The following is a 26,562-nucleotide window of genomic DNA, read 5'->3' as shown; positions in this document are numbered from 1 at the left end:
ACGCCTACCCTATGCCGAATCGGCATGAGAATTTCCAAATGAAACCCGTATTACGAGCGGTTCGAATGCGACATTTTTGCAGGCATAAGTGCCGTGAGCCGGCCGTTTCAGCGTAGCCGGGCTTTTTCTTCCAGGCATGAGGAGGCGATGAAACGACAACGGGTCGAGACGCGACCCACGAGTGAAATCGTCTCGGTATTCTCCGATATACGGTCAGGGAAAGGGTAATAAATTGGCGGAAGGAGACAAAATGCCGCATCGCGGCCTGCTTGCGACGCCAGAATCGAGCAACCGCTCTGGCCCATGCATGGTGTGATACGAAGCTCTACGCAAGTTCGCCAAGCCGTGAGGGCTTTGCGAACTTGCGTCACAGCTTTTACCTGACCCGGCCCTTTCGCAGGCACCCCTTGTGCCCGTAGGTCACTCCGACGCTCATCCGTCAGAGCATCCCGGCCCCCTGGTCATGCACCGGCCCTCCTCGGGCTGTGCAGCAGAGAAAAGCAGGGCTGCTTTTCTCGTTTTCAGAATCAGTACCAGTTCGGATCTTTCTTGAGTTGTTCCATTAACAGTTTCTGCATACCTTCATCGGGATCACCGAGAAACCGGTAGTCGGCATGACGGGTCGGCGACTTGTCGGCCGGCAGTCCGGCAGGGACCTCCACCAACATGGCATAGGCCTCGTCCTTGTCGAAACTGAAGGCGACGATCAGGCGCTTGCTGCGACACGTGGCCTGGGTTTCGCACAGCGGCCCCACCAAGTACTTGTCGCCGTCCTCCTCGACAGCATTCATCTGTTCCGAATCGCCTGACAGGTTCATCACCCATTCGGGCAGGCGTTCTTCTTTTTTGACGACGTGCTGCCAAGTCTCGCGGTATTGCGGGTCCGCCTCCAGCAACTGGTTGGCGCGCATCTGTCCGTCATTGGCAGCCATTGCCACGGCACTGCCGCCCAACAACAGGGCGGCGGCCAGTCCTTTGATTGAAACGCTCATGGTCAGCCTCGACCGCGACGGCCAAAGAAGAAGGAAGCGATGAACATCACCAGAAACACGACAAAGAGAATCTTGGCGATGCCCGTGGCGGTGCCTGCGATACCACCGAAGCCCAGTACGGCGGCGATGATGGCAATGATCAGGAAAGTAATTGCCCAGCTCAACATGGTGATTCTCCTTACGCTTTTCTATTTAGTGAGGGTCTCGCGGTGATGGTTCCGGCACAGTGGACGACCGGTACCTCGAGTTAAAACACCCAACGCTCTTCACGCGGCATATCGGTCACTGGCTGAGCCTGATCGACATCCATCATGCGCATCGAAGCGGAAGCTTCTGCGACGCTGACGGCGCTGAAATGGGTTTGTGGGGCACGGTAAACGGACACCTGGGGCGCTTCTGGCTGTTGACGTTCATGCCAGAGCAACCATTGCTGGCCAATCACGAGCGTGACCAGCAATGCCAAGGCAGCCCATAAGCCCTGCTGGACGTTCAAGGAAGAGAGTCGAAACTGCACGGCACATTGACGATTCATCCTGAAATTCCTCCCCACCCGGGTGTGGTGATCTGGTTGAGGCGCTCTTACGCCACGTTGACCAAAGCATTGCAGCCGGCGTGCCAGGATTTTTTAAGCATTAAATCCATTTAAAATCAAATAGTTAGCAAATGATTGAAAGACATGGGGAACGCATCCTGCACGATGGCCCACGCGCACGTCGTGCGTATTGCACGAATGGGAAGGAAAAGGCGTAAGGTTGTTTTGGAATTTCCTGTCAGACGCAGCCGTCGGAATCAGCGACGCGAACCGTCCGACCCTTATAAATAAGAAAAAAAGGAACTCAAATCAGTCTTTTAGGAGTCAGACGTCCACAGAGGCAGGTTCGGTGGGTAATATCCCCTCAGAATCGACCATGCAACTTGCCCGATTTTTCTGACACTAACCCACATCATTCATTAAAGGAGCGTAGGAAAAATGGAATCCGCCACTGAGCACCAAGGCCGCATTCTGCTGGTAGACGATGAGTCCGCCATCCTGCGTACGTTCCGTTACTGCCTGGAAGACGAAGGTTATACCGTCGCCACCGCCAACAGCGCCGCCCAGGCCGACACACTGCTGCAACGCCAGGTGTTTGACCTGTGTTTTCTCGACCTGCGTCTTGGGGAGGACAACGGCCTGGATGTCCTGGCACAAATGCGTATCCAGGCGCCCTGGATGCGGGTCGTCATCGTCACCGCCCACTCGGCCGTCGACACCGCAGTCGATGCGATCCAGGCCGGGGCCGCCGACTACCTGGTCAAGCCTTGCAGCCCGGATCAACTGCGCCTGGCCACCGCCAAGCAATTGGAAGTGCGCCAACTGTCGGCGAGGCTCGAAGCCCTGGAAGGGGAAGTGCGCAAACCCAAGGACGGTCTCGACTCCCATAGCCCGGCGATGAAGGTCGTCCTGGAGACCGCCCGCCAGGTCGCCAGCACCGACGCCAATATCCTGATCCTTGGCGAATCCGGTACCGGTAAAGGTGAGCTGGCCCGGGCGATCCATGGCTGGAGCAAACGCGCGAAAAAGTCCTGCGTCACCATCAATTGCCCGTCGCTGACCGCCGAATTGATGGAAAGCGAGTTGTTTGGCCACAGCCGTGGGGCCTTCACCGGCGCCAGCGAAAGTACCCTGGGGCGGGTCAACCAGGCCGACGGCGGTACGCTGTTTCTCGACGAGATCGGCGATTTTCCCCTGACGTTGCAACCAAAGTTGTTGCGGTTCATCCAGGACAAGGAATATGAGCGGGTAGGGGACCCGGTCACCCGTCGCGCCGACGTGCGGATTCTCGCCGCCACCAACCTCAACCTCGAAGACATGGTGCGCGACGGGCGCTTTCGCGAAGACCTGCTGTATCGCCTGAACGTCATCACCTTGCATCTGCCACCGTTGCGTGAGCGCGCCGAAGACATCTTGACCCTGGCCGACCGCTTCCTGGCCCGCTTCGTCAAGGAATACGCGCGCCCGGCCCGGGGCTTCAGCGACGAGGCTCGCGAAGCGCTGCTAGGCTACCGATGGCCCGGCAACATCCGCGAACTGCGCAACGTGGTCGAGCGCGCCAGCATCATCTGCCCGCAGGAAAAAGTCGAAATCAGTCACCTGGGCATGGCCGAGCAGCCAGTCAACAATGCACCGCGCATCGGTGCCGCACTGAGCCTCGACGAGCTGGAAAAAGCCCACATCGGGGCGGTGCTGGCCACGGCTGACACGCTCGATCAGGCGGCCAAGACCTTGGGTATCGATGCTTCCACGCTGTATCGCAAACGCAAGCAGTACAACCTGTGAGCGACACCTTATGAAACTTGCGATGAAGCTGCGCACACGACTGTTTCTCAGTATCTCGGCCCTGATCACCGTGGCATTGCTGGGATTGGTGCTTGGCTTGGTCAGCGTCATGCAAATGGCCAATACCCAGGAACAATCGGTACGCGACAACTTCATCCTGCTGGACCTGGGCCTCAAGCTGCGCCAGACCCTCGGCGATCAGTTGATCATCATGCTCGACGACAAGCCCGACCTGGCCGCCCTGGAGGCATCCGAACGGCAATACCTGGCGCTGATCGACCAAGGGATCGCCCACGAAAGAAAGCTGGACAACACGGCCGTCAGCTTCAGCAGGGCCAAGGCCGACTACGTTGAATTTCTCGAGGCCTTCACCGCGTCTCGCCAGCAACCGAGACAGCTCACGGGCATCAAGGACCTCACCGAAAAATTCAACGTGCTGCGCAATGGACTGATCGACAGCTATCGCCAGGCCCTGACCAAGATCGGTGAAACCCAGGACCGCGCGCGCGAACGCGCCTTGTGGATTTCCGGGCTGCTGGGGCTGGTGGGGTTTGCGGTCCTGGTCATCGGTTTTATCACGGCCCATGGCCTTGCCCGGCGTTTCGGCGCACCGATCGAGGCGCTGGCCGCGGCGGCGGATGACATCGGCCAGGGCAATTTCGAGGTCACGCTGCCCGTTTCTTCCGCCGCCGAGTTGAATTTGCTGACCCGTCGTTTCGGGGTCATGGCCCAGGCACTGCGCGAGCATCAGGCCACCAATGTCGACGAACTGCTCGCCGGCCAGCAACGTTTGCAGGCGGTGCTCGACAGCATCGACGACGGCTTGCTGATGATCGATCGCCAAGGCCAACTGGAGCACCTCAACCCGGTGGCCCAGCGTCAATTGGGCTGGGATGAGGCGCGCCTGGGCCAAGGGCTCGGCGAGGCGCTGGGACGCCTGGAGCTGGATGAAGAATTGCACCTGGTGCTGCGCGGTGGAACCTTGGAGCGGGCGCCGGAAGACCTGAGCATCGAGGTCGATGGCGAGTCGCGGGTGCTGACCTACAGCCTCACGCCGGTCAGCCACACCCAGGGCCACATCCTCGGCGCGGTCATGGTGCTGCATGACGTCACGGAACAGCGTGCCTTCGAACGGGTGCGCAGCGAGTTCGTCCTGCGTGCCTCCCATGAGCTGCGCACGCCAGTGACAGGCATGCACATGGCATTCGGCCTGTTGCAGGAGCGCCTGCACTTCCCCCCGGAGTCCCGCGAGGCGGACCTGCTCAACACGGTCACGGAAGAAATGCAGCGGCTGATGCAACTGATCAATGACCTGCTGAATTTCTCTCGCTACCAGAACGGTCTGCAAAAGCTGACCCTGGCGCCTTGTTCCATCGACGACCTGTTGGAAGAGGCCCGGCTGCGGTTCGCCGAGCAGGCCCAAGCCAAGGGTATCGAGCTGCTGGTGGCGATCCAGGGCCCATTGCCGCGGCTGCATGCCGACGCTGCGCAACTGGAGCGGGTGCTCGATAACCTGATCGACAACGCCATGCGCCACACCGGCGAAGACGGCCAGATCCGCCTGCAGGCCCGACGCCACGGCGAGCGGGTGATCATCAGTGTCGAAGACAACGGTGAAGGCATTGCCTACGGCCAACAGGGAAGGATCTTCGAGCCTTTCGTCCAGGTCGGACGCAAGAAGGGTGGCGCCGGCCTCGGTCTGGCCCTGTGCAAAGAGATCGTCCAGCTCCACGGCGGACGCATGGGCGTTTATTCAAGGCCGGGGCAGGGCACGCAGTTCTACATGGCGCTGACGGTCTGAGCGCAAGGCCCGGGAACCTAGGCTTCATCATCAAGACGACGTCCACGCAGGCGTCGGCCACGGGTAATCAATTCGATGAGCTGGACCGCGCTGAGGGCATGGGCGAACAGCCAGCCCTGGCCGAACCTCACCCCTTCGCTGCTCAAATAAGAGGCCTGGGCTTCATGCTCGATGCCTTCGGCGATCACCTTGAGCTGCAGCGCGTGAGCCATGCGGATGATGTGCGGGGCCACGCCGCTGCTAGCGGCATCGTGGCCCAAAGCATCGATGAAGGCCTTGTCGATTTTCAGGCAGTCCACCGGCAGGGTTTGCAGGTAGGCCAGGCTGCAATAACCGGTGCCGAAATCGTCGATCAGCACCTGATGCCCCACGTCGCGCAACGATTGCAGGTTATCCCGGGCAACCAACACATCGATCAGCCCGCGCTCGGTCACTTCGAAGGCAATCTGGTGCGCCGAAACCCGATGCAACGCCAGCAGGCGAGCGATCACTTCGCCAATACGCGGCACCATCACATCGCAGGCCGCCAGGTTCACCGAGATATACAGCTGCGGATTGGTTCGCAACAGCTGGCCCAATTGATCGAACAGCCGCTGCAGCACGAAATCGGTGATCTGGCGGATCTGCCCGGTGTTCTCGGCCATCGGGATAAACAAGTCCGGGCTGGTCAGGGTGCCGTCCGGTCGTCGCCAGCGCAGCAAGGCTTCGGCACCGACGCAGTTGCGGCTGTCCAGGTCGAAAATCGGCTGGTACAGCACCTGCAATTCACCGCGCCGGATGGCCCCGTGCAGTTCGGCGTCCATGGATTGGCGATGGCGCGCCAGCAGAAACACCTGGAAACCAATCCCCAGGCCCAGCACTAGGCTGATGGGCAACATCCACCAGGCATAGGCCGGCACCTTGAAACCGTTGCGCTGGGCGATCAGCACCAGTTGATATTCCGGGCTGTCGGTGGGCATCCGATAAATCAGCCGGGTCTGCGTCACCTGCAAGGCATTCTGGCTTTTCGGTGGCCAAGGCTCTGTGGGCGGCCAGTATTGTTGGGTGCCCAACACGGGAATGGCCCGCGTGCCGTGATCCAGGACCACCAGCAGGCTGCTGCCCGGTGGCAGGTCGACCACGTCGGCCAAATGCCCCCGGGAGGTGGCGACTCGGAAATTGCCACGGCCCAGCATCAACGCAGCGCGGTCTTCGTTGGGTTCGGTGGTGGTATTGAGCCAATAGCTGTAGGTGGGGCCTCGAAGATCGGGCGGCCGGGCCACCGACAACCCGCTCTGGCGCGGACGATTGGAGCAGACGCCGCTGCCATCGATGTACACCGCTTCATAAACGAAACGGTAATTGAAGCTGACTTCTCGCAAGGTCGCGATCATGTCATCGTCGCAGCCGCGCAACGGCTGGTTTTGCAGGTCGTCGAGGCCTTCACGCAATTGCCCGAAAAGCTGTTCCAGCCGTTGCAGAAAGCGCTCGCCCTGGGCATTCATCTGGTCGCTTTCACGCTGCTGGATTTGCTCCACGACCACGAACAGACTGCCCGTCAGCAGCAGGAACGTACTCAGGGCAGCCGCCATCATCGCCAGGAACAGGGGGCGATGGAGCCAGCTCTGTAAGGTTTCGCGCGCAGCCGTCATCATGGGTAATCCGAAAGTTACCAATGAGTTATAGCTTCTGATTTGAATTTGGCCCGATTCGTCGGACGGGCGTCATTATTTTGTCTGGTTGAGTACCTGCAGAATCGCCGCGCTTTGCGGGTCCGGCATGCCATCGAAGCGGGTCGGCCGGTAGTGCATCTGAAAAGCGGCCAGCACGTGGTGGGTGGCTACGTCCCATTCACCGGTCTGGGGCGTCGGGTAGCCCAGACGGGCCAGCTCGGCCTGGAACCAAGTGGCCGGCGGTAGCTGCGTTGCGAAGAAAACCTGCTGGCGTGCGACGGCCTGTTCATCCGGCCAGACCCCCAAGCCCGCTTGCGCCAGACGCTTCCAGGGGAACAGCGGCCCCGGATCGAGCTTGCGCAGGGGCGCGATGTCACTGTGGCCGATAATGCTGCGCGGGCTGATCCCGTTGCGCTGGATGATGTCCTTGAGCAAGACGGTCAAGGCCTGGACCTGAGCTTCGCTGTAGGGATACCAGCGGCGCCCGGTGGGCGTGTCGACGAAACCCGGATTGACGATTTCGATGCCGATGGAGCTGGAATTGAGCCAGGTCCGGCCTTCCCATTCACTTTCCCCGGCGTGCCAGGCGCGCTGGCTTTCATCCACCAGCTTGTAGATGGTCGCGTCTTTATCGTCGCCAATCAGGTAATGGGCACTGACTTCACCATGGGTCAGCAGGGCCAGCGAACGCTCCAGGGACGCCGAGGTGTAATGCACCACCACGAATTGAATGCGGTTGTCATGGTTGACGGAGGGGTGGCTGGTGTCGAACCGAGGGCCGCTGGTGCAGCCGGCCAGGATAAATAAAGAAACAATGAGCGAGAAAAATTTCATAGCGGAAGGCATTACACGCTGGAGGTAATGCAACAGTGTAACGTATCGCCTCGCGATGATCCGGTGCGTGGGGCGATATTAAACAAATTGGAACAATTAGCCCTCAGCCCAGCTCCACGCGATTGCGTCCGGCATTTTTGGCCCGGTACAGCGCCTGATCGGCTCTTTTAAGCACCGAATCGCTGTGTTCCCCCGACTTGAAAGCCGTCATGCCCACCGAGACCGTCACCGTCACCGGTTCGCCCTTGAAATGAAACGGGCAGGCTTCGATGGCCAGGCGCAGCGCCTCGGCCAGCTTGGCGCCAGCCGCCAGGGGCGTATCCGGCACCAGCAGGACAAACTCCTCGCCACCAAAACGCGCAATGAAATCTCCGCCACGCAAGCGTTTGCGCAGGACCGAGGCGATCAGTTTCAACACCCGGTCCCCGGCCAGATGGCCGTAGTTATCATTGATGCGCTTGAAATGATCGAGATCGAGCATGGCCAGCAGCAAGCTGTTGCCGTGCTGCTGCCACTGAACGACTTCATGCTCCAGACGCTCGGACCAGGCGGCGCGATTGGGCAACCCGGTGAGCGGATCGACCAGCGCTTTCTGCCGCTGTTCCTCGAGATTTTCCCGCACGACCTGGGCGTCCTGCTCCATCAGCGCGACGCGATCGGACAGGCTTTTCAGGCGCGTCGAGACTTCCTGCTCGCGTTGATCACGTTGCCGGCGGTGCTGGTCCATTGTCCCGAGCAAGCCTTCGAGGTGATTCTCAAGCACCTGCTTGAGGCCTTCCAAGTCATCGGCTTGTTGCACGCTGCTTTGCAGGCCATCCACCTGTTCGCGAATCTGGGTGTCCATTTCCCGGGAGGCCGAGAGGTGGTCGGCGTGGTCTTCACTGGCGGCCTGCAGGCTGTTCTGGAAGGACTCGAGACGATCATTGAGGCGTTGCAGGTACGCTTCGAATTCATGCTGCCCGGTGTCGGTGATGGCCAGCATCAATACCGCCAGATCATCGAGGATCGGTAGCAGTTCGTACCAGTTCAAGCCATTTCGCAACCGCTCACCCATGGCTTCGGCTTGTGGTCGATGACGCTCGGGCAAGGTCAGGTCGCCCAACAGGCCCAGCAAAGTGTCTTCGATGTGCTTGGCGACCGAGCTGTAGGACGGTTCAGGCGAGTCGGGCAGGGCGTATTGAGCGTCAGCCACATCGGCGGCGGCCAAGGGCGCGAGCGCGGGCGCGTCAAGCTCGGCTTCTGCTGGAGGCGCCGAGGGGTCGGAGAGGGCCTGTGGCGCCTCCTCGGGCATCAGCTCGTCGGGATTTTCCAGGGTAGGTGCCGCTACCGAGAGCTCGTCGGCGACCACCGCTGGCAAGGGGGCTGGCTGGGCGGCTTCGTCCGGCTCGCCGATCGGCTGAGCCACTTCGGCTGCTGGTGCCAGGGCGGGCGCGGGTTCGGCCTGCGGCGCAACCTGGTCGACCGGTTCGGGCGTTACCTCCAATGTGGGTGCTTGTTCCGCTACCGACGGTGCTGGTGCTGGTGCTGGTGCTGGTGCTGGTGCGGCGGATGCTGCGTGCACTACCGGCTCAACGACTACGTCTGCCGCAGGCGCCGCGCTACCCTGGACAGGCTCGTGAGGCTGGGGCGGCGCGTCCTCATGGCCTTGGCCACCAAACAGACGTTGCAGCAATCCGGGGCGGCTCGGTTCGACAGGGGCGTCCAGAACCCTCAGGGCCTTGCCTTGCAAACCGCTCAATTCGCTGAGCAGCAGCGGAATCTCCCGGGCCTGGCCGACCCGCTCCTCCAACTGCTTGGAAAATTTCTTCAGGGGCCGGCTGACTTCCTTCGGCAGCGGCAGGCTTTGCAACTGGGCCACCAGGGCCGTCAATGCGGTGCTCATCTGCTCGATCCGGGTTTCGCGGCGCTGCTCGGAATCGAGTACGGCTTTCTCCAAGCGTGGCAGCAGGGCGGCGAGGCCGGCGTCCATGTCATCGGTGCGCAGCACCTCGCGCATCTCTTTCATGCATTGGTCGACGACCCGATCAGTGCCCTCGGCGGCCAGTGTGCTGCGCACCAGGCCACGACGCAGCAAGTCGAGCCGAGCATCCCAACGGCGCTCGAGCTTTTCCTGCTGTTCGATACTCTTGAGGTATTTCTCTCTCCAGCGTTCGGCTTCGTCGCTCATTCATCGGATCCGCGAGGGGCAGTACTCAGCGCGGGGAATGCATCGACCGTGAGCGAACCCGGCAAACGAATTTCTACCGCGACCGGCAGGTGATCGGAAATGGGTTGGGCCAACACTTCGACACGTTCGAGGGTCAGGGTCGGGCTCAACAGGATATGGTCCAGGCAGCGCTGGGGGCGCCAGCTGGGGAATGTCGCTTCCAGTTGTGGTGCGAGCAGACCGAGATCGCGCAGGGGCGAGGTCTGCAGCAGGTCGTTGGCGTGGGTGTTCATGTCACCCATCAGTATCTGGTGCTTGTAGCCGCCGATCAGCTCGCGAATGTACGCCAGCTGCATCGTCCGGGTGCGCGCCCCGAGCGCCAGGTGCATCATGACCACGACCAGCGCCTCCGGACCTTCGCCGAAACGCGCGAGAATCGCCCCGCGTCCCTTGGGGCCCGGCAGCGGATGGTCCTCGATTGCCCAGGGACGCAAACGACTCAACACACCATTGCTGTGCTGGCCGAGACGTCCGAGGTTGCGATTGAGTTGCTGGTACCAGTAGGGGAAGGCGCCCAATTGGGCCAGGTGTTCCACCTGATTGACGTAGCCTGACCGCAAGCTCCCGCCGTCGGCCTCTTGCAGGGCTACCAGGTCGAAATCCTTGAGCAGGTCGCCGATTTTCTGCAGGTTGCCGGCACGCCCGGTGTGCGGCAGCAAATGTTGCCAGCCGCGGGTCAGGTAATGCCGGTAGCGTTCGGTGCTGATGCCCACCTGGATATTGAAGCTGAGCAATCGCAGGCGGCTATCGGCAGGCAGGCCCGTGGACGTGACATGGTGCTCGTTGACCCGTGGTTCATGCAGGCCAACGATGCGTTCGCTACTCCAGCGGGCCATGGGCGTGGGCCGCGCTTAGTTGGCGGCAGCCTTGGTGGCCGCTCGCTCTTTGGCGATCAGTTGGTCGGCCAGTTGCAGCGCTTCATTGGCGCCGCCGGCGGAGCCGATGTCAAAGCGATATTTACCGTTGACGATCATGGTCGGTACACCCGTGATCTCGTACTTCTTCGCCAATTCCCTGGCCTTGTTGATCTGGCCCTTGATGGCGAAGGAGTCGAAGGTGGCCAGGAACTTGTCCTTGTCTACGCCTTGGGTCGCCAGAAAGTCGGCCATGTCATCTTTGTCGGTCAGCTTCTTGTGTTCTTTCTGGATCGCGTTGAAAACGGCAGCGTGAACCTGGTGCTCGACGCCCATGGCTTCGAGGGTCAGGAACATCTGGCCGTGAGCGTCCCATGGGCCACCAAACATGGCGGGGATGCGGACGAAATTAACGTCCGACGGCAGTTTCTCGACCCATGGGTTGATGACCGGTTCGAACGCGTAGCAATGCGGGCAGCCGTACCAGAACAACTCCACGACTTCGATCTTGCCAGGCACTGCCACCGCAACGGGGTTGGTCAATTCGACATAGGGGGCGGCGGGCTTTTCAGCCGCTTGGGCAGTCATGCCGAACAGGCTGGCGGCGACGAGCGCGGCGCTGATGATCAGATTACGCATGCTTTACTCCTGGACAATGAGGGGGCCTCGCACGGCCTGTTTCTAAGACAGACCGTGGCGGGTTCAAGTTCTCTAGTGTAACGGCAGCGGCCACAAAAAAGGGCGGCCAAAGCCACCCTTTTGATGCTCGCATCGACAGATTAATCGAGCGTTAACGTTGCAAGAGGTGTATCCCCTCGCAACGGCCTTAGTGCAGGCCCTGGATATAGCTGGAGACTGCCGCGATATCTTCGTCGCTCAGCTTGCGGGCAATGGTGCGCATGGTCATCGCATCGCCGTCATTGGCACGACCGCCTTCTTCCTTGCGGAAATCGGTCAGTTGCTTGGTGATGTACTGCGCGTGCTGGCCGCCCAGATGCGGGAAGCCGGCGGCGGCGTTGCCCTTGCCGTCAGGAGAGTGGCAGCCGGTGCAGGCAGGCAAGCCCTTGGCCAGGTTGCCACCACGGAACAGTGCCTCACCCCGTGCCACGAGTTTTGGATCGGCGGCGCCGACGCTGCCCTTCTGGCTGGCGAAATAGGCTGCGATGTCCGCCAGGTCTTGATCGTTCAGGTTGTTCAGCAGGCCGGTCATTTCCAGCACGACACGCTTGCCGTCCTTGATTTCCTTCAACTGCTTGACCAGGTAACGCTCGCCCTGGCCCGCCAGTTTCGGAAAGTTGGGCGCCATGCTATTGCCATCTGGGCCGTGGCAGGCCCCGCATACGGCCGCTTTCGCCTGACCGGCAGCGGCATTGCCAGCGGCGTGGGCTACACCGGATATCCCCAAGGTCAACAGCAGACTCACGATCAGTTTGTTCATCAGCTAATCCAACTACGGCTAAGGGTTAAAGAGTTATGGACCGGGTTTACTCGCTCATCCACTGGATGATGGCTCGGTAATCCTCGGCACTGCAGTCCATGCACAAACCACGCGGCGGCATCGCCTTGAAACCCTGGGTCACGTGTTGCACCAGCGTCCCCATACCTTTCGCCAACCTCGGCGTCCAAGCTTCCTGATCACCCTTGCGGGGCGCCATGGGGAGTTGGCCGGAATGACAGGCACCACAAACACGGTTGTACACAGCTTCCGGATCCTGTGTAGCCTGAGCGCTGTAAAGCGGCATCAAGACACCGGCAGCTAGCAGCCATTTCGTCATAAAACGACCTTTTCAGGGTTGGGAACGAGCTGCGTTCTAATGCGCAATTTCGGTCGGTCGCTCCCGTGAGCCTCATCCTACGCTGGGACAAAGCGCACACAAAATCTGCGGCATTATATACTGGCGTCACTGAAACGGAAACGACACAGCTTGCCGCGTCCATTCCCGACGCCGCCCACATCGGAAATCCCATGCAACTGAAGAACCCCATCCTTGGCCTGTGCCAACAGTCCACCTTCATGCTCAGCGCCGCCAAAGTCGATCAATGCCCAGACGACGAAGGCTTCGAAGTGGCTTTTGCCGGGCGTTCCAATGCCGGCAAATCCAGCGCGCTGAACACCTTGACCCATGCGAGCCTGGCGCGCACCTCGAAAACCCCGGGTCGCACGCAGCTCTTGAACTTCTTCAAGCTAGACGATGAACGACGTTTGGTCGACCTGCCCGGCTACGGCTACGCGAAAGTACCGATCCCGCTCAAGCAACATTGGCAGCGCCACCTGGAAGCGTACCTGGGCAGCCGCGAGAGTTTGAAAGGCCTGATCCTGATGATGGACATCCGCCATCCGATGACCGACTTCGACCTGTTGATGCTCGATTGGGCGGTCGCCAGCGGCATGCCGATGCACATCCTGCTGACCAAGGCCGACAAGCTCACCTACGGCGCGGCGAAAAACACCTTGCTCAAAGTGCAGTCGGAAATTCGCAAGGGCTGGGGCGACGCGATCACCATCCAGTTGTTCTCGGCGCCCAAGCGCATGGGCCTGGAAGAAGCCTACACGGTGCTGGCCGACTGGATGGAATTGGCGGACAAGGGCAGCGAAGAGGCCGAATAAGCCAAATCGCAGGCAAAAAAAACCCCGGACTTCTTATGGGGAGGGGGAAGTTCGGGGTCCAAGTTCCGGACCGCTAGGGCGGGGTCCAGATATCTGCCAACACTTAACACAACATAGGAGCATTGAAGGGCTTCACCAGCCATTCAGAATCTCTGAGTGGCGATTCACGGGTTTAGTTCAGATTATTTTTGGAAATAACCGTAGGAATTTTCCGAACTAAAGACATCATCCCTGGGTTTTCAGTGAGCCAATGTGGCATGGGGTAGCTGGGCCGATGCTATCGCGAGCAAGCTCGCTCCCACAGGGATAGGTGTCGGGCTCGGATTCGGCTCGACACAAAACCCATTGTGGGAGCGAGCTTGCTCGCGATGACCATCTTTCATTCCCCGCAGCGGTATCCGCCGCCAAAAGAGCCCTCGACCTCAGGGCTTGGGAATCAGTGCGCCTCATCCCAGTTATTGCCCACGCCCACTTCCACCAACAGCGGCACGTCCAGCGTGGCGGCGGTGCTCATGTGCTGGCGGATTTCTTCGCGCACCTGATCGACCAGGTCTTCACGCACTTCCAGCACCAGTTCGTCGTGGACCTGCAGGATGACCTTCGCATCCAGCCCGGACGCCGTCAGCCAGCGGTCCACGGCGACCATGGCTTTCTTGATGATGTCGGCCGCCGTGCCCTGCATCGGCGCGTTGATGGCGGTGCGCTCGGCGCCTTTGCGCAGGGCCGGGTTTTTCGCGTTGATGTCCGGCAGGTACAACCGGCGACCGAAAATGGTTTCGACAAAACCTTGCTCGGCCGCCTGGGCGCGGGTGCGTTCCATGTACGCCAGCACACCTGGGTAGCGAGTGAAGTAGCGGTCGATGTAGGCCTGGGACTGCTTGCGATCGACGCCGATCTGCTTGGCCAGGCCGAACGCGCTCATGCCGTAGATCAAACCGAAGTTGATCGCCTTGGCGCTGCGGCGTTGGTCATGGGTAACTGCGTCCAAGTCGACGCTGAACACCTCGGCGGCCGTGGCCCGGTGCACGTCCAGGTCATTACGGAACGCATGGAGCAACCCTTCGTCCTTGGCCAGGTGCGCCATGATCCGCAGTTCGATTTGCGAATAGTCCGCCGCCAGCAGCTTGTAGCCTTTCGGCGCGACGAACGCCTGGCGGATGCGTCGGCCTTCGGCCGTGCGAATCGGAATGTTCTGCAGGTTCGGGTCGATGGATGACAGGCGCCCGGTCGCGGCGACGGCCTGCTGGTAATTGGTGTGGACGCGGCCGGTGCGGCTGTTGATCTGTTCCGGCAGGCGATCGGTGTAGGTGCTCTTGAGCTTGCTCAGGGAGCGGTACTGCATCAGCACCTTGGGCAGCGGATAATCCTGCTCCGCCAGCTCGGCGAGCACCGCTTCGGCGGTGGACGCCTGGCCCTTGGCGGTTTTGCTGAGCACCGGCAAGCCGAGCTTTTCGTACAGGATCACGCCCAATTGCTTCGGCGAACCCAGGTTGAATTCCTCGCCGGCGATGGCAAACGCCTCACGCTCCAGTGCCACCAGTTTTTCCCCCAGCTCGACACTTTGCACGCCCAGCAGGTTGGCATCGACCAATGCCCCCTGGCGCTCGATGCGGGCCAGGACCGGCATCAGCGGCATTTCGATGTCGTTGAGCACCGGGGCCAGGCTTGGCGTGGCGGCCAGCTTTTCCTGCAAGGCCTGGTGCAGGCGGAAGGTCACGTCGGCGTCTTCGGCGGCGTAAGGGCCGGCCAGTTCCAGGGAGATCTGGTCGAAGGTCAGTTGCTTGACCCCTTTGCCAGCGATGTCCTGGAAATCGGTCTTGCTCTGGCCCAGGTACTTGAGCGCCAGACTGTCCATGTCGTGGCGGGTCGCGGTGGAGTCCAGCACGTAGGATTCGAGCATGGTGTCGAAGGCGATGCCCTGGACCAGGATGCCATTGTTCTGGTCGCCACCGATGGCGCAGTTGGCCAGGATGTTGGTTTCGAACTTGGCGTGCTGGCCGATCTTGAGCTTGTTCGGGTTTTCCAACAGCGGTTTGAGCGCCGTGAGCACCGTGTCGCGGTCCAGTTGCTCCGGCACGCCCATGTAGGAGTGGGTCAGCGGGATGTAGGCCGCCTCGAAAGGGGCCACGGCGAACGACAGGCCGACCAGTTGCGAATGCTGGGCATCACCGCCGTTGGTTTCGGTGACAAAAGCGAACAGCGGCGCTTTGTCCAGTTTCGCCAGCCACGCCTCGAAGCGCGCCTGCTCGAGAATGACCTCGTACCTGGCCTCGGCGGCGCCGGGCTGTTCTTCAGCCACTTCGACGATCTCCTGGCCGGCACGCTTGGCGTCCCGCTGGTTTTCCTCGAACCAGCTCTTGAACTCCAGCAGCGTGTACAGCTCGGCCAGCTTCTCGTGATCGGGTGCGCCCATTTGCAGGTCGTCAAGGCCGATGTCCAACGGCACGTCGGTCTTGATGGTCGCCAGCTCGTAGGAAAGAAACGCCATTTCCTTGTGCTCTTCAAGCTTGGCGGCCAGGGTCTTGGCGCCACGGATCGGCAAGGTGGCAACAATGTCCAGTTGCGCGTAGAGCTCGGTCAGGCCGCCATTGACGCCCACCAGCAGGCCGGAAGCGGTCTTCGGTCCGATGCCCGGAACGCCCGGGATGTTGTCGGATGAATCGCCCATCAGCGCCAGGTAATCGATGATCTGCTCTGGAGCGACGCCAAACTTCTCCTTCACGCCAGCCACGTCCAGGGCGCTACCGGTCATGGTATTGACCAAGGTAATGTGCCCGTCGACCAACTGCGCCATGTCCTTGTCGCCGGTGGAGATCACCACCGGGCGGTCGGCCGCGGCGCTGCTGCGGGCCAGGGTGCCGATCACGTCATCGGCTTCGACGTTGTCCACGCACAGCAGCGGGAAGCCCAGGGCCTTGACGCTGGCATGCAGCGGCTCGATCTGTACGCGCATGTCGTCGGGCATGCTCGGGCGGTTGGCCTTGTATTCGGCGTACAGCGCATCGCGAAATGTCCCACCCTTGGCGTCGAACACCACGGCGAACGGACTGTCCGGATACTGCTTGCGCAGACTCTTGAGCATGTTCAACACGCCTTTGACCGCACCGGTCGGCAGGCCTTTGGACGTGGTCAGCGGTGGCAGCGCGTGGAAGGCGCGGTACAGATAAGAAGAACCGTCCACCAGGACGAGGGGGGCTTGGCTCATGAGCAGGATCAACCTTTTCGGCGGGTCCGGGGCTAGAATAGCGGGACCGTTGACGACAAAGGGACAAGGTTATCATGCGTACACTAAATCGCCTGTTACTGGCTGGCTTGTTTGCAATCACCCCGTTGGCCGTCATGGCGGCCGACGACGCCCCCTCGGCGGACCCGGATGTCACCATCCGCACCGAAGGCGATAAAACCATTCAGGAGTACCGGCAAAACGGATTTCTGTACGCGATCAAGGTCACGCCCAAGAACGGCAAGCCTTATTTCCTGGTGCGGGCCGACGGTACCGATGCAAACTTCATCCGTTCGGATCAGCCGGATATGCTGATTCCGTCGTGGAAAATCTTTGAGTGGTAATACCGCTCTGCACTTCAACCGGCGCCCGCTGAAGGGCGCCCGTACTGGCAGTTTTTAACCATGTCTGTGTTCACGCCCCTGGCTCGGCCCGAGCTGGAAACCTTTCTCGCCCCTTATGGGCTTGGCCGCCTGCTTGATTTCCAGGGGATCGCCGCCGGCAGCGAAAACACCAATTTCTTCATCAGCCTGGAGCAGGGCGAGTTCGTCCTGACCCTGGTCGAGCGCGGCCCGGTGCAGGAAATGCCGTTCTTCATCGAACTGCTGGACGTGCTGCATGACGCCGACCTGCCGGTGCCTTACGCCTTGCGCACCACCGACGGCGTCGCGCTGCGGGAGCTGGCGGGCAAGCCGGCGCTGTTGCAACCGCGCCTGGCGGGCAAGCACATCAAGCAGGCCAACGCCCAGCACTGCGCCCAGGTCGGGGAGTTGCTGGCGCATCTGCACTTGGCGACCCGCGACAACATGATCAAGCGCAAGACCGATCGCGGCCTGGACTGGATGCAGGAGGAGGGCGCCAAGCTGCTCTCGCACCTCGACGCTGAGCCGCGTCGGCTGCTCGAAACGGCGCTGGATGAAATCGCGCAGCAGAAGGTTGGCATCCTGGCGCTGCCGCGCGCCAACATCCATGCCGATCTGTTCCGCGACAATGCGATGTTCGAAGGCACGCACCTGACCGGCTTGATCGACTTCTACAACGCCTGCTCCGGGCCGATGCTGTATGACGTCGCCATCGCCTTGAATGACTGGTGCTCGGATGACAACGGTGTGCTCGATGGCCCGCGGGCGCGAGCTTTACTGGGTGCCTATGCGGCGCTGCGGCCATTCACCGCCGCCGAGGCCCAGCTATGGCCAACCATGCTGCGCGTGGCGTGCGTGCGGTTCTGGCTGTCGCGGTTGATCGCCGCCGAGTCGTTCGCCGGACAGGATGTGTTGATTCACGATCCGATGGAGTTCCAGCAGCGCTTGGCGCAGCGGCAGACGGTTCACGCGTTGTTGCCGTTCGCCCTGTAACAGCAGGCAAGCGCGAAGCTAAATGCTTTTGTGGCGAGGGAGCTTGCTCCCGCTCGGTTGCGCAGCGACCGCAAGATCTTGGGGCTGCTCCGCACCCCAGCGGGAGCAAGCTCCCTCGCCACAGGATCCATGTTCGGCAGGAGAGACGTGCCGGGGTCACAGCGACTCCAGGCACCCCGCCAGATCATTCCCCAACTTCTCCAACAACTGCTCATACCCTTGCGCCGTCGCCGGGGTATAGCCACCCAGTGCATCCAGCTCCGCCAGTTTCACCGGCAACCCGGCCACCAGGGTTTCGGCCAGGCGCGGTCGCAACGGCGGTTCGCTGAAGACGCAGGTCTTGCCCACCGCTTGCAAGCGCGTGCGCATCGCCGCCACGTGCTGGGCGCCGGGCTGGACTTCGGCGGCCACGGCGAACACCCCGGCGTGCTTGAGGCCGTAGTTGTCTTCGAAATAGTCGAACGCTTCGTGGAACACGAAATACGGTTTGCCCGCGACCCCGGCCAGACGCGTCTTGAGGCGCGCGTCCAAGGCATCGAGACGCTGGTTGAAACCCGTGAGATTGCTCTGGTAGCGAGCCGCATTCGCCGGATCCGCCGCGCTCAGGTCAGCGGCCATTTTCGCGGCGATCACCCGCGCATTGTGCGGCGATAGCCACAGGTGGGCGTCCACGGTGCCGGGGCGGTGGTCGTGATCGTGCTCATCGCCGTCATGGTCATCGTCCTCGTGGGACGCGCTGTCCTGGGCGAAGTGACGCAACTTGAGCCCCGGCAGCGCCTGCACCGCGACCGACGGCAGCGTACGACCGTTCAACACGCGCGGCAGGAAACCTTCCATGTCCGGCCCAATCCAGTACAGCAAGTCCACCGACTGCACCTTGCGCACGTCCGATGGCCGCAACGCATAGTGATGCGGCGAAGCCCCTGGCGGCAGCAACACTTCCGGAACGGCCACGCCGTCCTGCACGGCGGCGGCAATCAACTGCAACGGCTTGATGCTGGTGAGGACCTTGACCTCGGCCTGGGCCGGGCCAATCAGTAGAAAACTTGCGATAAAAGCGACAAAGAGCGAAAAAAATCGGGACACGATGACCACTCGAAGAGGCGAGAACGGGTAACATAATAACGTCTCTCACTAAACTCGTCGCTGCCCATGCCTATTACGCCCCTTGCCAGTCGTCCCCACGATCACTCCCACTGCGTGCACACCGCGCTGTCCGAGGCCGACGCCATCTGCGCGCGCCAAGGGTTGCGCCTGACCGCCCTGCGGCGGCGCGTGCTGGAATTGGTCTGGCAAAGCCACAAGCCGCTGGGCGCCTACGACATCCTCGCCGTGCTCAGCGAGCAGGACGGTCGCCGTGCCGCGCCGCCGACGGTCTATCGGGCGCTGGATTTCCTCTTGGAAAACGGCTTGGTGCATCGCATTTCGTCGCTGAACGCCTTCGTCGGCTGCAACCATCCGGAGCACGCCCACCAGGGCCAGTTCCTGATCTGCCGCGAATGCCACGCCGCCATCGAGCTGGAACAGAAGTCCATCAGCGATGCCATCATCGCCAGCGCCAAGGACGTCGGCTTCGTGGTCGACACCCAGACCGTCGAGGTGGTCGGTCTCTGCTCCGGCTGTCAGGGGGCCTGATGAGCAATGCGTTGATCCGCCTCGAGCAGGTGGCCGTGACGTTCGCCGGGCAGAACGTGCTGGACAACATTCATCTGAGCGTCGAGCCGGGGCAGATCGTCACCCTGATCGGCCCCAACGGCGCTGGCAAGACCACCCTGGTGCGCGCCGTGTTGGGTTTGCTCAAGCCCGACAGCGGCAGCGTCTGGCGCAAGCCCAGGTTGCGCGTCGGCTACATGCCGCAGAAACTTCACGTCGATCCGACGCTGCCGCTGTCCGTGCTGCGCTTCCTGCGCCTGGTGCCTGGCGTGGACCGCGCACGGGCCTTGGCCGCGCTCAACGAAGTCGGCGCCGAACAGGTGATCGACAGCCCGGTGCAAAGTGTTTCCGGGGGCGAGATGCAACGCGTGCTGCTGGCCCGCGCCCTGCTGCGCGAGCCTGAATTGTTGGTGCTCGACGAGCCGGTGCAAGGGGTCGATGTGGCGGGGCAGGCCGAGCTGTACAGCCTGATCACGCGCCTGCGCGACCGCCATGGCTGCGGCGTGCTGATGGTGTCCCACGACCTGCACCTGGTGATGAGCACCACCGACCAGGTGGTCTGCCTCAACCGCCACGTCTGCTGTTCCGGGCATCCCGAGCAGGTCAGCGGCGATCCGGCCTTTGTCGAGCTGTTCGGAAAAAACGCACAAAGCCTGGCGATTTATCACCACCACCATGACCACGCCCATGACCTGCATGGCTCGGTGGTCAGCGCCCCTTCCGCTTCCAATCATGTTCATGGAGATGGCTGCAAGCATGGCTGATTTTCTGTTGTACGCCCTGCTCGCAGGCCTGGCACTCGCCTTGGTCGCCGGCCCCCTGGGTTCGTTCGTGGTCTGGCGGCGCATGGCCTATTTCGGCGACACCTTGTCCCACGCCGCATTGCTCGGCGTGGCCTTGGGGTTTCTGCTGGATGTCAGCCCGGCGGTAGCGGTGACCGTCGGTTGCCTGTTGCTGGCGGTGGTCCTGGTGACCCTGCAACATCGCCAGCCGCTGGCGTCCGACACGTTGTTGGGCATTCTCGCGCCGAGCACCTTGTCCCTCGGGCTGGTGGTGCTGAGCTTCATGCATGACGTGCGCATCGACCTGATGGCCTATCTGTTCGGCGACCTGCTGGCGATCAGTCCGACGGACCTGTCGTGGATCCTGGGCGGTAGCGCGGCGGTGCTGCTGTTGCTGGTGGCGCTCTGGCGGCCATTGCTGGCCGTCACCGTGCACGAAGAGCTGGCCCGGGTCGAAGGCTTGCCTGTGCTGGGTTTGCGACTGGCGTTGATGCTGCTGATTGCGGTGGTCATCGCCGTGGCGATGAAAATCGTCGGTGTGTTGCTGATTACGTCATTGCTGATCATTCCGGCGGCTGCGGCACAGCGTCACGCCCGCTCGCCCGAGCAGATGGCGCTCGGCGCGAGCGTGCTGGGCATGCTCGCGGTGTGTGGCGGCTTGGCACTTTCCTGGTTCAAGGACACCCCGGCCGGCCCGTCGATCGTGGTCAGCGCCGCTGCGTTGTTTCTGCTGAGTTTTGTCCTGCCTCGTCGAGGGGTGTAGACTTGCTCGCTTTTTGCGCAAATAGAGAGTCGCAGGAATGAAGCCGTTCGCCTCCCGTTATCTGCTCCTTGTCGCATTTTCCCTGCTGCTGGGCGCTTGCCAGAGTACACCGCCGGTCACCCAGGCTCCCGATACGCGGGGCCCGGCCATCGCGCAGCTCGAGCAAAGCCTGGCCAGCAATGAGCTGGCCACCGCTGAAGACCAGTTGGCCGCCTTGCAAGCCCAGTCGCCCGAAGACCGGTCGCTGGAACCCTACCAGCGGCAATTGGCCGAGGCGTATTTGCGCCGCAGCCAGATCGACTTGCAAAAAGGCGACGTAAACGCCGCAGCCACCGCCCTGAGCCGTGCCCGGGCGTTGATGCCCAAGGCCCCGGCCCTCACCGGCGAGGTCAACAGCGCCATTGCCGAAGCCCGCAAGGCCGACCTGGACAAAGCCGAGGCCGACCTCAAGGCCGCCGAAGCCAAACCGGTCGCCAAAGTGATCGACCCGAGCGCCCCCAGCACCACGGTTGCGCTCAACCTCGCCGATATACAGCAAATGCGTCGGCAACTGGATGCCATTGCCGCGGATGTGGTGAATTACCAGTGCGACGTCAGCATCCAGGCGCCGCGCACCGATGATTATCCGTGGTTGGCGACGTTGCTGACCAAGCGGGTCAAGAAGCTTGATCCCGGGTTTGATCTGAAATTGCAGAAGAAGATTGTGCGCAGTGTGCCGGCGCAAGTCGTGCTGACTCCGCGCACCCCCTAAAAGCATCGCGAGCAAGCTCGCTCCCACAGTAGTCAGTGTCGATCACTAAACTGTGATCACCCTAGATCCAATGTGGGAGCGAGCTTGCTCGCGATAGCGTCTTACTCAGCAACAAATCTCTTTCAGACACCCATCAAGCCGGAATCGCCTTCGCTTTAGGTTCCCGCGCCCACACCCGATGCTGGGCAATCGCATCGAAGAACGCCTGGAACTTGCCAGCATCCGCGTCAGGAATCAGCCCCGCATCCGCCTCCAGTTTCAACAACACCAGTAACTGCCGCGCTTCGCCATTCAGCGCGATGGCCTTCAGGTGCTTGTAGGCTTCCAGCAGGTAATGCAACGCCACACCATCGCCGCTCAAGGCCTTGATCGATTCCGCGCCACCCGGTACGAACACCGCGTCGAAGGCAATCGACGGCAACCCTTCCATGGACGCATCCACCGCCAGTTCCTGCCCATCGGCCGTGGTGACCGGTGCCGAGGTCGGCCCCAGCACTTTGGCATGGGCGCCCTCGGCCTCCAGGGCCTGCTTGAGGGCATCGATGATCGCCCCATCGACACCGTTGGCCACCAACACCGCCACTTTGCGCGTCTTGATGTCGCCGGACAGCAGGTTCGCCTGGCTCAAGGCCGGGGACTCCTCCAACGATGGCGTCGGAACATCGACAGTACCCGCGGTCGGAGCTGGCAAGCCGAGGTTTTTCGCTACCCGCCCAGCCAGTTCCAAGTCGATGTTGGCGAGAATCTCATTGACCTGCCGCGCCCGGATGAACTCCCGCTCCACCTTGCCCAACTCAAAGCTGTAGGCAGCAATGATGTGCTCTTTTTCGTGGGGGCTCATGCTCTTGTAGAACAACCGCGCCTGGGAGAAATGGTCGGCGAACGAATCGCTGCGTTGGCGGATCTTGTAGGCGTCGATACGCTCTGGATAACTTTCGAAGCCGCCATCTTCCGGGCCGGGCGGGGTTTCCTTCGGCCAGCCGCCATCGATGGAGTTCGGCTCGTAGGACGCGCGCCCCTTGTCGATGGTGGTGCGGTGCATGGCATCCCGTTGACCGTTGTGCACAGGCGTGATGGCCCGGTTGATCGGCAGCTCATGAAAATTCGGCCCGCCGAGTCGGCTGATCTGCGTATCGGTGTAGGAAAAAAGCCGACCTTGCAGCAATGGGTCGTTGGAAAAGTCGATGCCCGGCACGATATGCCCGGGGCAGAACGCAACCTGCTCGACTTCGGCGAAGAAGTTGTCCGGGTTACGGTTGAGCACCATCTTGCCCAGGGGAGTAATGGGCACCAGCTCTTCAGGGATGATCTTGGTCGGGTCGAGCAGGTCGAAGTCGAACTTATGCTCGTCTTCCTCGGCAACGATCTGCACGCCGAACTCCCATTCCGGGTAGTCGCCCATCTCGATCGACTCCCAGAGATCGCGACGGTGGTAATCGGTATCTTTACCCGCCAACTTCTGGGCTTCGTCCCACACCAATGAACACGTCCCGGCTGTAGGGCGCCAGTGGAATTTGACGAAGCTGCTTTTGCCTTCGGCGTTGATCATGCGGAAGGTGTGCACCCCAAAACCCTGCATGGTGCGTAGGCTTTTTGGAATGGCCCGGTCAGACATCGCCCAGATCACCATATGAGCCGATTCCGGCACCAGCGAGACAAAATCCCAGAACGTATCGTGGGCCGAGCCGCCTGTAGGAATTTCGTTATGGGGCTCGGGTTTTACCGCGTGGACAAAGTCCGGAAACTTCACCGCGTCCTGAATGAAAAACACCGGCATGTTGTTGCCCACCAGGTCGAAGTTGCCTTCGTCGGTGAAGAACTTCACCGCGAAGCCGCGCACGTCCCGCACGGTGTCGCCGGAACCCCGCGGACCTTGCACGGTGGAAAAGCGCACGAACACGGGGGTTTTCTTGCTCGGGTCCTGTAGGAAACCAGCCTTGGTCAGCGCCGAATGCGCTTCATAGCTCTGGAAGTAGCCATGGGCACCGGTCCCGCGGGCGTGCACGATGCGTTCCGGGATACGCTCATGGTCAAAGTGCGTGATTTTTTCACGCATGATGAAGTCTTCCAGCAGCGAGGGCCCACGGGGGCCGACGCGCAGGGTGTTCTGGTTATCGGCGATCTTCACGCCCTGGTTGGTGCGCAACGCCTGTTCGGTGGCATCGGAACGGAACTGTTCCAGGCTTTCGAGCTTGGCGTTGGTGTTGCCGCGATCCAGGGTGTCGGTCCCGGCCAGTTGGCTCTTGTTGGCCGGTGGCTTGTTGATACTCATCAGATAAGCTCCTCATTTCGGTCCTTTCCAGGCTGAGCCCTCCAGACGGGCTCGCCGGGCGGTGGCATCCAGGCGTTGGAAGTGGCTTATGTAGTGACTGATGAGGGTGCAAGCCGTTCCCTCGGAAATGCGCCCGGATTTTCAGGCCAGCGCCAACCCAGCGATGACGTGCCTCACCGTCGGGTTGGCGGAACTTCAGCGGTCAGATGCCATCGCGCAGAATCTCGATTCTCCACCTCTGGCGCGTATCCACGCCTCGATAGCGGTCGACCCATTCCGGGCTGATCTGAGGCGACGGGCCCAGGTGGTTGGGCATCACATCATGGATGGACGGTGCCCGTGGATAGCTGGCCCAAGGAATGTTCAGCGGGTTGAACACGTTCTTGGGCGTGTCCTGGAAGTGCATGGAGCCGTCCGGAATGACTTTCAGCCGGCTGTTATTGGCATAAAGGCGCCAGTCGCGGTTGTACAGCGAATGAATCCGATCCGCTTGCCACTCCCACTGCTGCCGGTTATCCAGGGCGCAGCGATCGGTGATCAGGGCGCCATCCGTTTCGCGCACGCTCAGGCACCGGTTCGACGCCCGATTGACGTACCGGTTCTCCGAATCCAGGCCCCACAGCTGATTGGCGTTCGAGGCCGCACAGGATTCAAGAGAAACACTTGAGTTGGCATTTTCAGACATGCATTTGCCGACGCCATCGGCGGAGCGAATCAGCACGGTCATCTCGCGTGTCAGGAAGGGACTATTCAAGTCCAGCGTGTAATGCTGGGTGGCATTGTAGACATCGGTGACATGAAGGGACTTGACCTGAGTCCGATCCCACCACCACTCACGCCGATTCAAATCATAGCCGCCTCCAATGCTCACTGTTGCCGCACCGGTATAATTGCCAGGCAACTCCCACAAGGTATAAGACTCAAGCGATGCCGAGCGCATCATTGGCGTCATTCGCGCCTCGGATAAAATAGGCATGCCGGCAGTGAGCCTGTCGACCAATACAGCCTTCAACTTGGGATCTATGGGTGCGTTCCACGTCAACTTCGAACCGTTCTGCGATGCGATCAACGAGTAGTCCTGGAATGCGTAACTCATGGTCTTGGAATGTGAATAACTCAGGCCGAAATTCACATTGAACGGTGATTTAGCGGCATAGGTGATGTTTTCGGCTTTCGTTCCGCCAAACTCGCTACCCAATGTTCCGCCAATGGAAAAGCCATTGGTTTTCGTCTCGCTGTAATTGAAATCCGTCCTCGAATCGCTGGCTGGCGCCGAATTGACCAACACCGGAACAACCTGTTGGGCGGTCAGTTGGTGAGTGAACCGGTATGCATGCGGCAGGTACGCGCCCCACAGATTAGCGCCACTGCCCCCCGGCCCGAATCCACCGATGGTGATGCCATTTTTTGTGGAGCGCGTTGTCGTTGGCGATGTTTTGATGGACACGAACTTCTTGTCCTGGCTTCGCTCTGCGCTCCTGATGACATCGATATTCACCACGGAAGTCATTGCCTGGTTCGGGCTTTGAAGATTGATGTTGTAGGTCAGTTTTGGCAGGCCAATGAAATCGCCTTCCTCCCGGGGGGACCAGCCCTGTGCCTGCAGTTCCGTGATCAGCAACCGCACCGCTTCCAAGACGGCTTCATCCTGATAACCTTCCAGGCGATAGACATTGATCTCCGAATTGCTCACCCGGTGAAACAAGGCATAGTCGAATGCGCCGGAGATTCCGAATATGTTGCTTACTGTTTTCGCAAGCTCCGTCGCCTGGTAACCCATCTTCAACAGCACCGGTTTCCCCGAGCGGAAAATCGCCGTTGCTTTCTCGATGGCTGCCTCATCCTCCTTCACTGCGGCGATATCCAGATAGGCCAGGGAAGGAAATCTGTTGTCGGCAAGTCGCGCCTTGAATTCTTCCTCAGGCATTGCCGCGACGGACAGGGCCTGGTATTGGGGCAGGGTCATCTGCACATCGGGAAGTTTCCCGAATATCATTAAAGTGTCCGAGTTTGTCGAACTTGCAGCCACTGCATTGGCCATTACGCTCAATGTAAACAGTCCTGCAAAAATAGCGTTATGCTTTTTCACATTAAACTCCTTTTAAATGTTTCCCCGCCGCTGCTAGGCCGGTTTTACTACGCTGCGGCGGACGGCAATCAGTAACTTACCAGACACTTAACCATGGACAACTGGAAGTACTATTCGAAATGAAACCGAGTATGTGTATATATTTAACAGCTAACTTTAAATACTCTTGGGCAGGATGGATGAACGATCCTTTGCCTGTCAGGCGGCGACTGCTACATGGCGCGCGGCCCCGGCAGTGGCGCGGATGGGTGCCCAACGACTGATAGCCAGGCTTGCTGACCTTCAATCGCGTTATTGCCAAATGGCAGCCAGATTGCGAAATAAATGCTAATGACCTCTATACAGACAGGCTAAAATGCGCCCCCGGCTAACCGCTGCCCCTTTTCCAACGCGCCCCACAAGGTTCGCTA

At 60.9% G+C, this 26,562-nt stretch carries 23 protein-coding genes; 9 read left to right on the top strand and 14 right to left on the bottom strand.

Annotation, left to right across the window (positions count from 1 at the left end; all coding sequences use genetic code 11):
* Nucleotides 1-527: 527 nt before the first annotated feature.
* From BLO80_RS20290 to BLO80_RS20280, 3 genes are all read right to left on the bottom strand, one after another.
* Nucleotides 528-992 carry an inhibitor of vertebrate lysozyme family protein gene (locus tag BLO80_RS20290; protein WP_092333439.1) on the bottom strand — a complete coding sequence of 155 codons (465 nt, stop codon included), beginning with the start codon at nucleotides 990-992 and terminating at the stop codon, nucleotides 528-530.
* Nucleotides 993-994: 2 nt separating this feature from the next.
* The gene (locus BLO80_RS20285; RefSeq protein WP_003177151.1) at nucleotides 995-1,159 is read right to left on the bottom strand and encodes a DUF1328 domain-containing protein; all 165 of its coding nucleotides are present in this window, start codon (nucleotides 1,157-1,159) and stop codon (nucleotides 995-997) included.
* A gap of 80 nt (nucleotides 1,160-1,239) precedes the next feature.
* A complete protein-coding gene (locus BLO80_RS20280) occupies nucleotides 1,240-1,524 on the bottom strand; it encodes a hypothetical protein (RefSeq protein ID WP_092333441.1) in 285 nt (94 codons plus the stop codon).
* Nucleotides 1,525-1,962: 438 nt separating this feature from the next.
* Between BLO80_RS20280 and algB the strand changes: the two genes are divergently transcribed.
* Together algB and BLO80_RS20270 are read left to right on the top strand one after the other, a co-directional pair.
* Nucleotides 1,963-3,309 carry a sigma-54-dependent response regulator transcription factor AlgB gene (gene algB, locus BLO80_RS20275; protein WP_053126909.1) on the top strand — a complete coding sequence of 449 codons (1,347 nt, stop codon included), beginning with the start codon at nucleotides 1,963-1,965 and terminating at the stop codon, nucleotides 3,307-3,309.
* 10 nt (nucleotides 3,310-3,319) lie between these two features.
* Nucleotides 3,320-5,110, top strand: a complete 1,791-nt coding sequence (locus tag BLO80_RS20270) for an ATP-binding protein (RefSeq protein WP_092333443.1) — start codon at nucleotides 3,320-3,322, stop codon at nucleotides 5,108-5,110.
* 17 nt (nucleotides 5,111-5,127) lie between these two features.
* Here BLO80_RS20270 and BLO80_RS20265 read toward each other — a convergent pair whose 3' ends face one another.
* The 7 genes from BLO80_RS20265 to BLO80_RS20235 all read right to left on the bottom strand — a co-directional run bounded on the left by BLO80_RS20265 (nucleotide 5,128) and on the right by BLO80_RS20235 (nucleotide 12,431).
* Nucleotides 5,128-6,741 (bottom strand): EAL domain-containing protein, encoded by a 1,614-nt coding sequence (locus BLO80_RS20265; RefSeq protein WP_092333485.1) that lies wholly within the window; start codon nucleotides 6,739-6,741, stop codon nucleotides 5,128-5,130.
* 75 nt (nucleotides 6,742-6,816) lie between these two features.
* Nucleotides 6,817-7,596 (bottom strand): N-acetylmuramoyl-L-alanine amidase, encoded by a 780-nt coding sequence (locus BLO80_RS20260; RefSeq protein ID WP_092333445.1) that lies wholly within the window; start codon nucleotides 7,594-7,596, stop codon nucleotides 6,817-6,819.
* 103 nt (nucleotides 7,597-7,699) lie between these two features.
* The gene (locus tag BLO80_RS20255) at nucleotides 7,700-9,763 is read right to left on the bottom strand and encodes a GGDEF domain-containing protein (protein ID WP_092333447.1); all 2,064 of its coding nucleotides are present in this window, start codon (nucleotides 9,761-9,763) and stop codon (nucleotides 7,700-7,702) included.
* Nucleotides 9,760-10,638 carry an endonuclease/exonuclease/phosphatase family protein gene (locus tag BLO80_RS20250; RefSeq protein ID WP_092333449.1) on the bottom strand — a complete coding sequence of 293 codons (879 nt, stop codon included), beginning with the start codon at nucleotides 10,636-10,638 and terminating at the stop codon, nucleotides 9,760-9,762. Before BLO80_RS20250 ends, BLO80_RS20255 begins: the two co-directional genes overlap by 4 nt.
* A gap of 15 nt (nucleotides 10,639-10,653) precedes the next feature.
* Nucleotides 10,654-11,295 (bottom strand): thiol:disulfide interchange protein DsbA/DsbL, encoded by a 642-nt coding sequence (locus tag BLO80_RS20245; RefSeq protein ID WP_092333451.1) that lies wholly within the window; start codon nucleotides 11,293-11,295, stop codon nucleotides 10,654-10,656.
* 187 nt (nucleotides 11,296-11,482) lie between these two features.
* The gene (locus tag BLO80_RS20240) at nucleotides 11,483-12,094 is read right to left on the bottom strand and encodes a c-type cytochrome (RefSeq protein WP_092333453.1); all 612 of its coding nucleotides are present in this window, start codon (nucleotides 12,092-12,094) and stop codon (nucleotides 11,483-11,485) included.
* 46 nt (nucleotides 12,095-12,140) lie between these two features.
* Nucleotides 12,141-12,431 (bottom strand): c-type cytochrome, encoded by a 291-nt coding sequence (locus BLO80_RS20235; RefSeq protein WP_092333455.1) that lies wholly within the window; start codon nucleotides 12,429-12,431, stop codon nucleotides 12,141-12,143.
* Nucleotides 12,432-12,622: 191 nt separating this feature from the next.
* Between BLO80_RS20235 and yihA the strand changes: the two genes are divergently transcribed.
* Complete coding sequence (gene yihA / locus BLO80_RS20230) at nucleotides 12,623-13,264, top strand: ribosome biogenesis GTP-binding protein YihA/YsxC (RefSeq protein ID WP_003196227.1); 642 nt, start codon at nucleotides 12,623-12,625, stop codon at nucleotides 13,262-13,264.
* 436 nt (nucleotides 13,265-13,700) lie between these two features.
* Here the strand turns inward: yihA and polA are convergent, their stop codons facing one another.
* The gene (gene polA / locus BLO80_RS20225) at nucleotides 13,701-16,469 is read right to left on the bottom strand and encodes a DNA polymerase I (protein ID WP_092333457.1); all 2,769 of its coding nucleotides are present in this window, start codon (nucleotides 16,467-16,469) and stop codon (nucleotides 13,701-13,703) included.
* 74 nt (nucleotides 16,470-16,543) lie between these two features.
* Here polA and BLO80_RS20220 point away from each other — a divergent pair, with 74 nt between their 5' ends.
* Nucleotides 16,544-16,831 (top strand): DUF2782 domain-containing protein, encoded by a 288-nt coding sequence (locus tag BLO80_RS20220; RefSeq protein ID WP_018602771.1) that lies wholly within the window; start codon nucleotides 16,544-16,546, stop codon nucleotides 16,829-16,831.
* Nucleotides 16,832-16,891: 60 nt separating this feature from the next.
* The gene (locus BLO80_RS20215) at nucleotides 16,892-17,842 is read left to right on the top strand and encodes a homoserine kinase (RefSeq protein WP_092167876.1); all 951 of its coding nucleotides are present in this window, start codon (nucleotides 16,892-16,894) and stop codon (nucleotides 17,840-17,842) included.
* A gap of 156 nt (nucleotides 17,843-17,998) precedes the next feature.
* Here BLO80_RS20215 and znuA read toward each other — a convergent pair whose 3' ends face one another.
* Nucleotides 17,999-18,928: a zinc ABC transporter substrate-binding protein ZnuA gene (znuA, locus tag BLO80_RS20210; protein ID WP_092333459.1), complete on the bottom strand. Its 930-nt coding sequence runs from the start codon at nucleotides 18,926-18,928 to the stop codon at nucleotides 17,999-18,001.
* A 66-nt stretch (nucleotides 18,929-18,994) separates the two neighbouring features.
* On the opposite strand from znuA, the gene zur reads away from it, so the two are divergent.
* From zur to BLO80_RS20190, 4 genes are read left to right on the top strand one after another with little or no spacing between them, the layout of a single operon-like run.
* On the top strand, nucleotides 18,995-19,477 hold the full coding sequence (zur, locus tag BLO80_RS20205; RefSeq protein ID WP_092200115.1) for a zinc uptake transcriptional repressor Zur: 483 nt from the start codon (nucleotides 18,995-18,997) through the stop codon (nucleotides 19,475-19,477).
* Complete coding sequence (gene znuC / locus BLO80_RS20200; RefSeq protein ID WP_060739886.1) at nucleotides 19,477-20,259, top strand: zinc ABC transporter ATP-binding protein ZnuC; 783 nt, start codon at nucleotides 19,477-19,479, stop codon at nucleotides 20,257-20,259. Before zur ends, znuC begins: the two co-directional genes overlap by 1 nt.
* The gene (znuB, locus tag BLO80_RS20195) at nucleotides 20,252-21,040 is read left to right on the top strand and encodes a zinc ABC transporter permease subunit ZnuB (RefSeq protein ID WP_092200121.1); all 789 of its coding nucleotides are present in this window, start codon (nucleotides 20,252-20,254) and stop codon (nucleotides 21,038-21,040) included. Before znuC ends, znuB begins: the two co-directional genes overlap by 8 nt.
* Nucleotides 21,041-21,077: 37 nt before the next feature.
* Nucleotides 21,078-21,791, top strand: a complete 714-nt coding sequence (locus tag BLO80_RS20190) for a PA5502 family lipoprotein (protein ID WP_092333461.1) — start codon at nucleotides 21,078-21,080, stop codon at nucleotides 21,789-21,791.
* A gap of 133 nt (nucleotides 21,792-21,924) precedes the next feature.
* Here BLO80_RS20190 and katE read toward each other — a convergent pair whose 3' ends face one another.
* Nucleotides 21,925-24,063 (bottom strand): catalase HPII, encoded by a 2,139-nt coding sequence (gene katE, locus BLO80_RS20185; RefSeq protein WP_092333463.1) that lies wholly within the window; start codon nucleotides 24,061-24,063, stop codon nucleotides 21,925-21,927.
* A gap of 202 nt (nucleotides 24,064-24,265) precedes the next feature.
* The gene (locus tag BLO80_RS20180) at nucleotides 24,266-26,152 is read right to left on the bottom strand and encodes a ricin-type beta-trefoil lectin domain protein (protein ID WP_139197066.1); all 1,887 of its coding nucleotides are present in this window, start codon (nucleotides 26,150-26,152) and stop codon (nucleotides 24,266-24,268) included.
* Nucleotides 26,153-26,562 lie beyond the last annotated feature (410 nt).

Origin of the sequence: Pseudomonas sp. NFACC56-3, from assembly GCF_900100025.1 — a bacterium.
In the GTDB taxonomy this organism is placed as follows: Bacteria; Pseudomonadota; Gammaproteobacteria; order Pseudomonadales; family Pseudomonadaceae; genus Aquipseudomonas; species Aquipseudomonas fluorescens_AA.
The sequence above is the reverse complement of the archived record's forward strand: the minus strand, read 5'-3'. Positions and strand labels throughout refer to the sequence as shown.

Coding starts and splice junctions, on each gene's coding strand:
- znuB (WP_092200121.1), top strand. CDS start 20,252: ATGGCTGATTTTCTGTTGTACGCCCTGCTCGCAGGCCTGGCACTCGCC.
- BLO80_RS20280 (WP_092333441.1), bottom strand. CDS start 1,524: ATGAATCGTCAATGTGCCGTGCAGTTTCGACTCTCTTCCTTGAACGTC.
- algB (WP_053126909.1), top strand. CDS start 1,963: ATGGAATCCGCCACTGAGCACCAAGGCCGCATTCTGCTGGTAGACGAT.
- katE (WP_092333463.1), bottom strand. CDS start 24,063: ATGAGTATCAACAAGCCACCGGCCAACAAGAGCCAACTGGCCGGGACC.
- BLO80_RS20240 (WP_092333453.1), bottom strand. CDS start 12,094: ATGAACAAACTGATCGTGAGTCTGCTGTTGACCTTGGGGATATCCGGT.
- BLO80_RS20235 (WP_092333455.1), bottom strand. CDS start 12,431: ATGACGAAATGGCTGCTAGCTGCCGGTGTCTTGATGCCGCTTTACAGC.
- BLO80_RS20215 (WP_092167876.1), top strand. CDS start 16,892: ATGTCTGTGTTCACGCCCCTGGCTCGGCCCGAGCTGGAAACCTTTCTC.
- BLO80_RS20265 (WP_092333485.1), bottom strand. CDS start 6,741: ATGACGGCTGCGCGCGAAACCTTACAGAGCTGGCTCCATCGCCCCCTG.
- zur (WP_092200115.1), top strand. CDS start 18,995: ATGCCTATTACGCCCCTTGCCAGTCGTCCCCACGATCACTCCCACTGC.
- BLO80_RS20220 (WP_018602771.1), top strand. CDS start 16,544: ATGCGTACACTAAATCGCCTGTTACTGGCTGGCTTGTTTGCAATCACC.
- polA (WP_092333457.1), bottom strand. CDS start 16,469: ATGAGCCAAGCCCCCCTCGTCCTGGTGGACGGTTCTTCTTATCTGTAC.
- BLO80_RS20245 (WP_092333451.1), bottom strand. CDS start 11,295: ATGCGTAATCTGATCATCAGCGCCGCGCTCGTCGCCGCCAGCCTGTTC.
- BLO80_RS20290 (WP_092333439.1), bottom strand. CDS start 992: ATGAGCGTTTCAATCAAAGGACTGGCCGCCGCCCTGTTGTTGGGCGGC.
- BLO80_RS20255 (WP_092333447.1), bottom strand. CDS start 9,763: ATGAGCGACGAAGCCGAACGCTGGAGAGAGAAATACCTCAAGAGTATC.
- znuC (WP_060739886.1), top strand. CDS start 19,477: ATGAGCAATGCGTTGATCCGCCTCGAGCAGGTGGCCGTGACGTTCGCC.
- BLO80_RS20285 (WP_003177151.1), bottom strand. CDS start 1,159: ATGTTGAGCTGGGCAATTACTTTCCTGATCATTGCCATCATCGCCGCC.
- yihA (WP_003196227.1), top strand. CDS start 12,623: ATGCAACTGAAGAACCCCATCCTTGGCCTGTGCCAACAGTCCACCTTC.
- BLO80_RS20260 (WP_092333445.1), bottom strand. CDS start 7,596: ATGAAATTTTTCTCGCTCATTGTTTCTTTATTTATCCTGGCCGGCTGC.
- BLO80_RS20270 (WP_092333443.1), top strand. CDS start 3,320: ATGAAACTTGCGATGAAGCTGCGCACACGACTGTTTCTCAGTATCTCG.
- BLO80_RS20190 (WP_092333461.1), top strand. CDS start 21,078: ATGAAGCCGTTCGCCTCCCGTTATCTGCTCCTTGTCGCATTTTCCCTG.
- BLO80_RS20250 (WP_092333449.1), bottom strand. CDS start 10,638: ATGGCCCGCTGGAGTAGCGAACGCATCGTTGGCCTGCATGAACCACGG.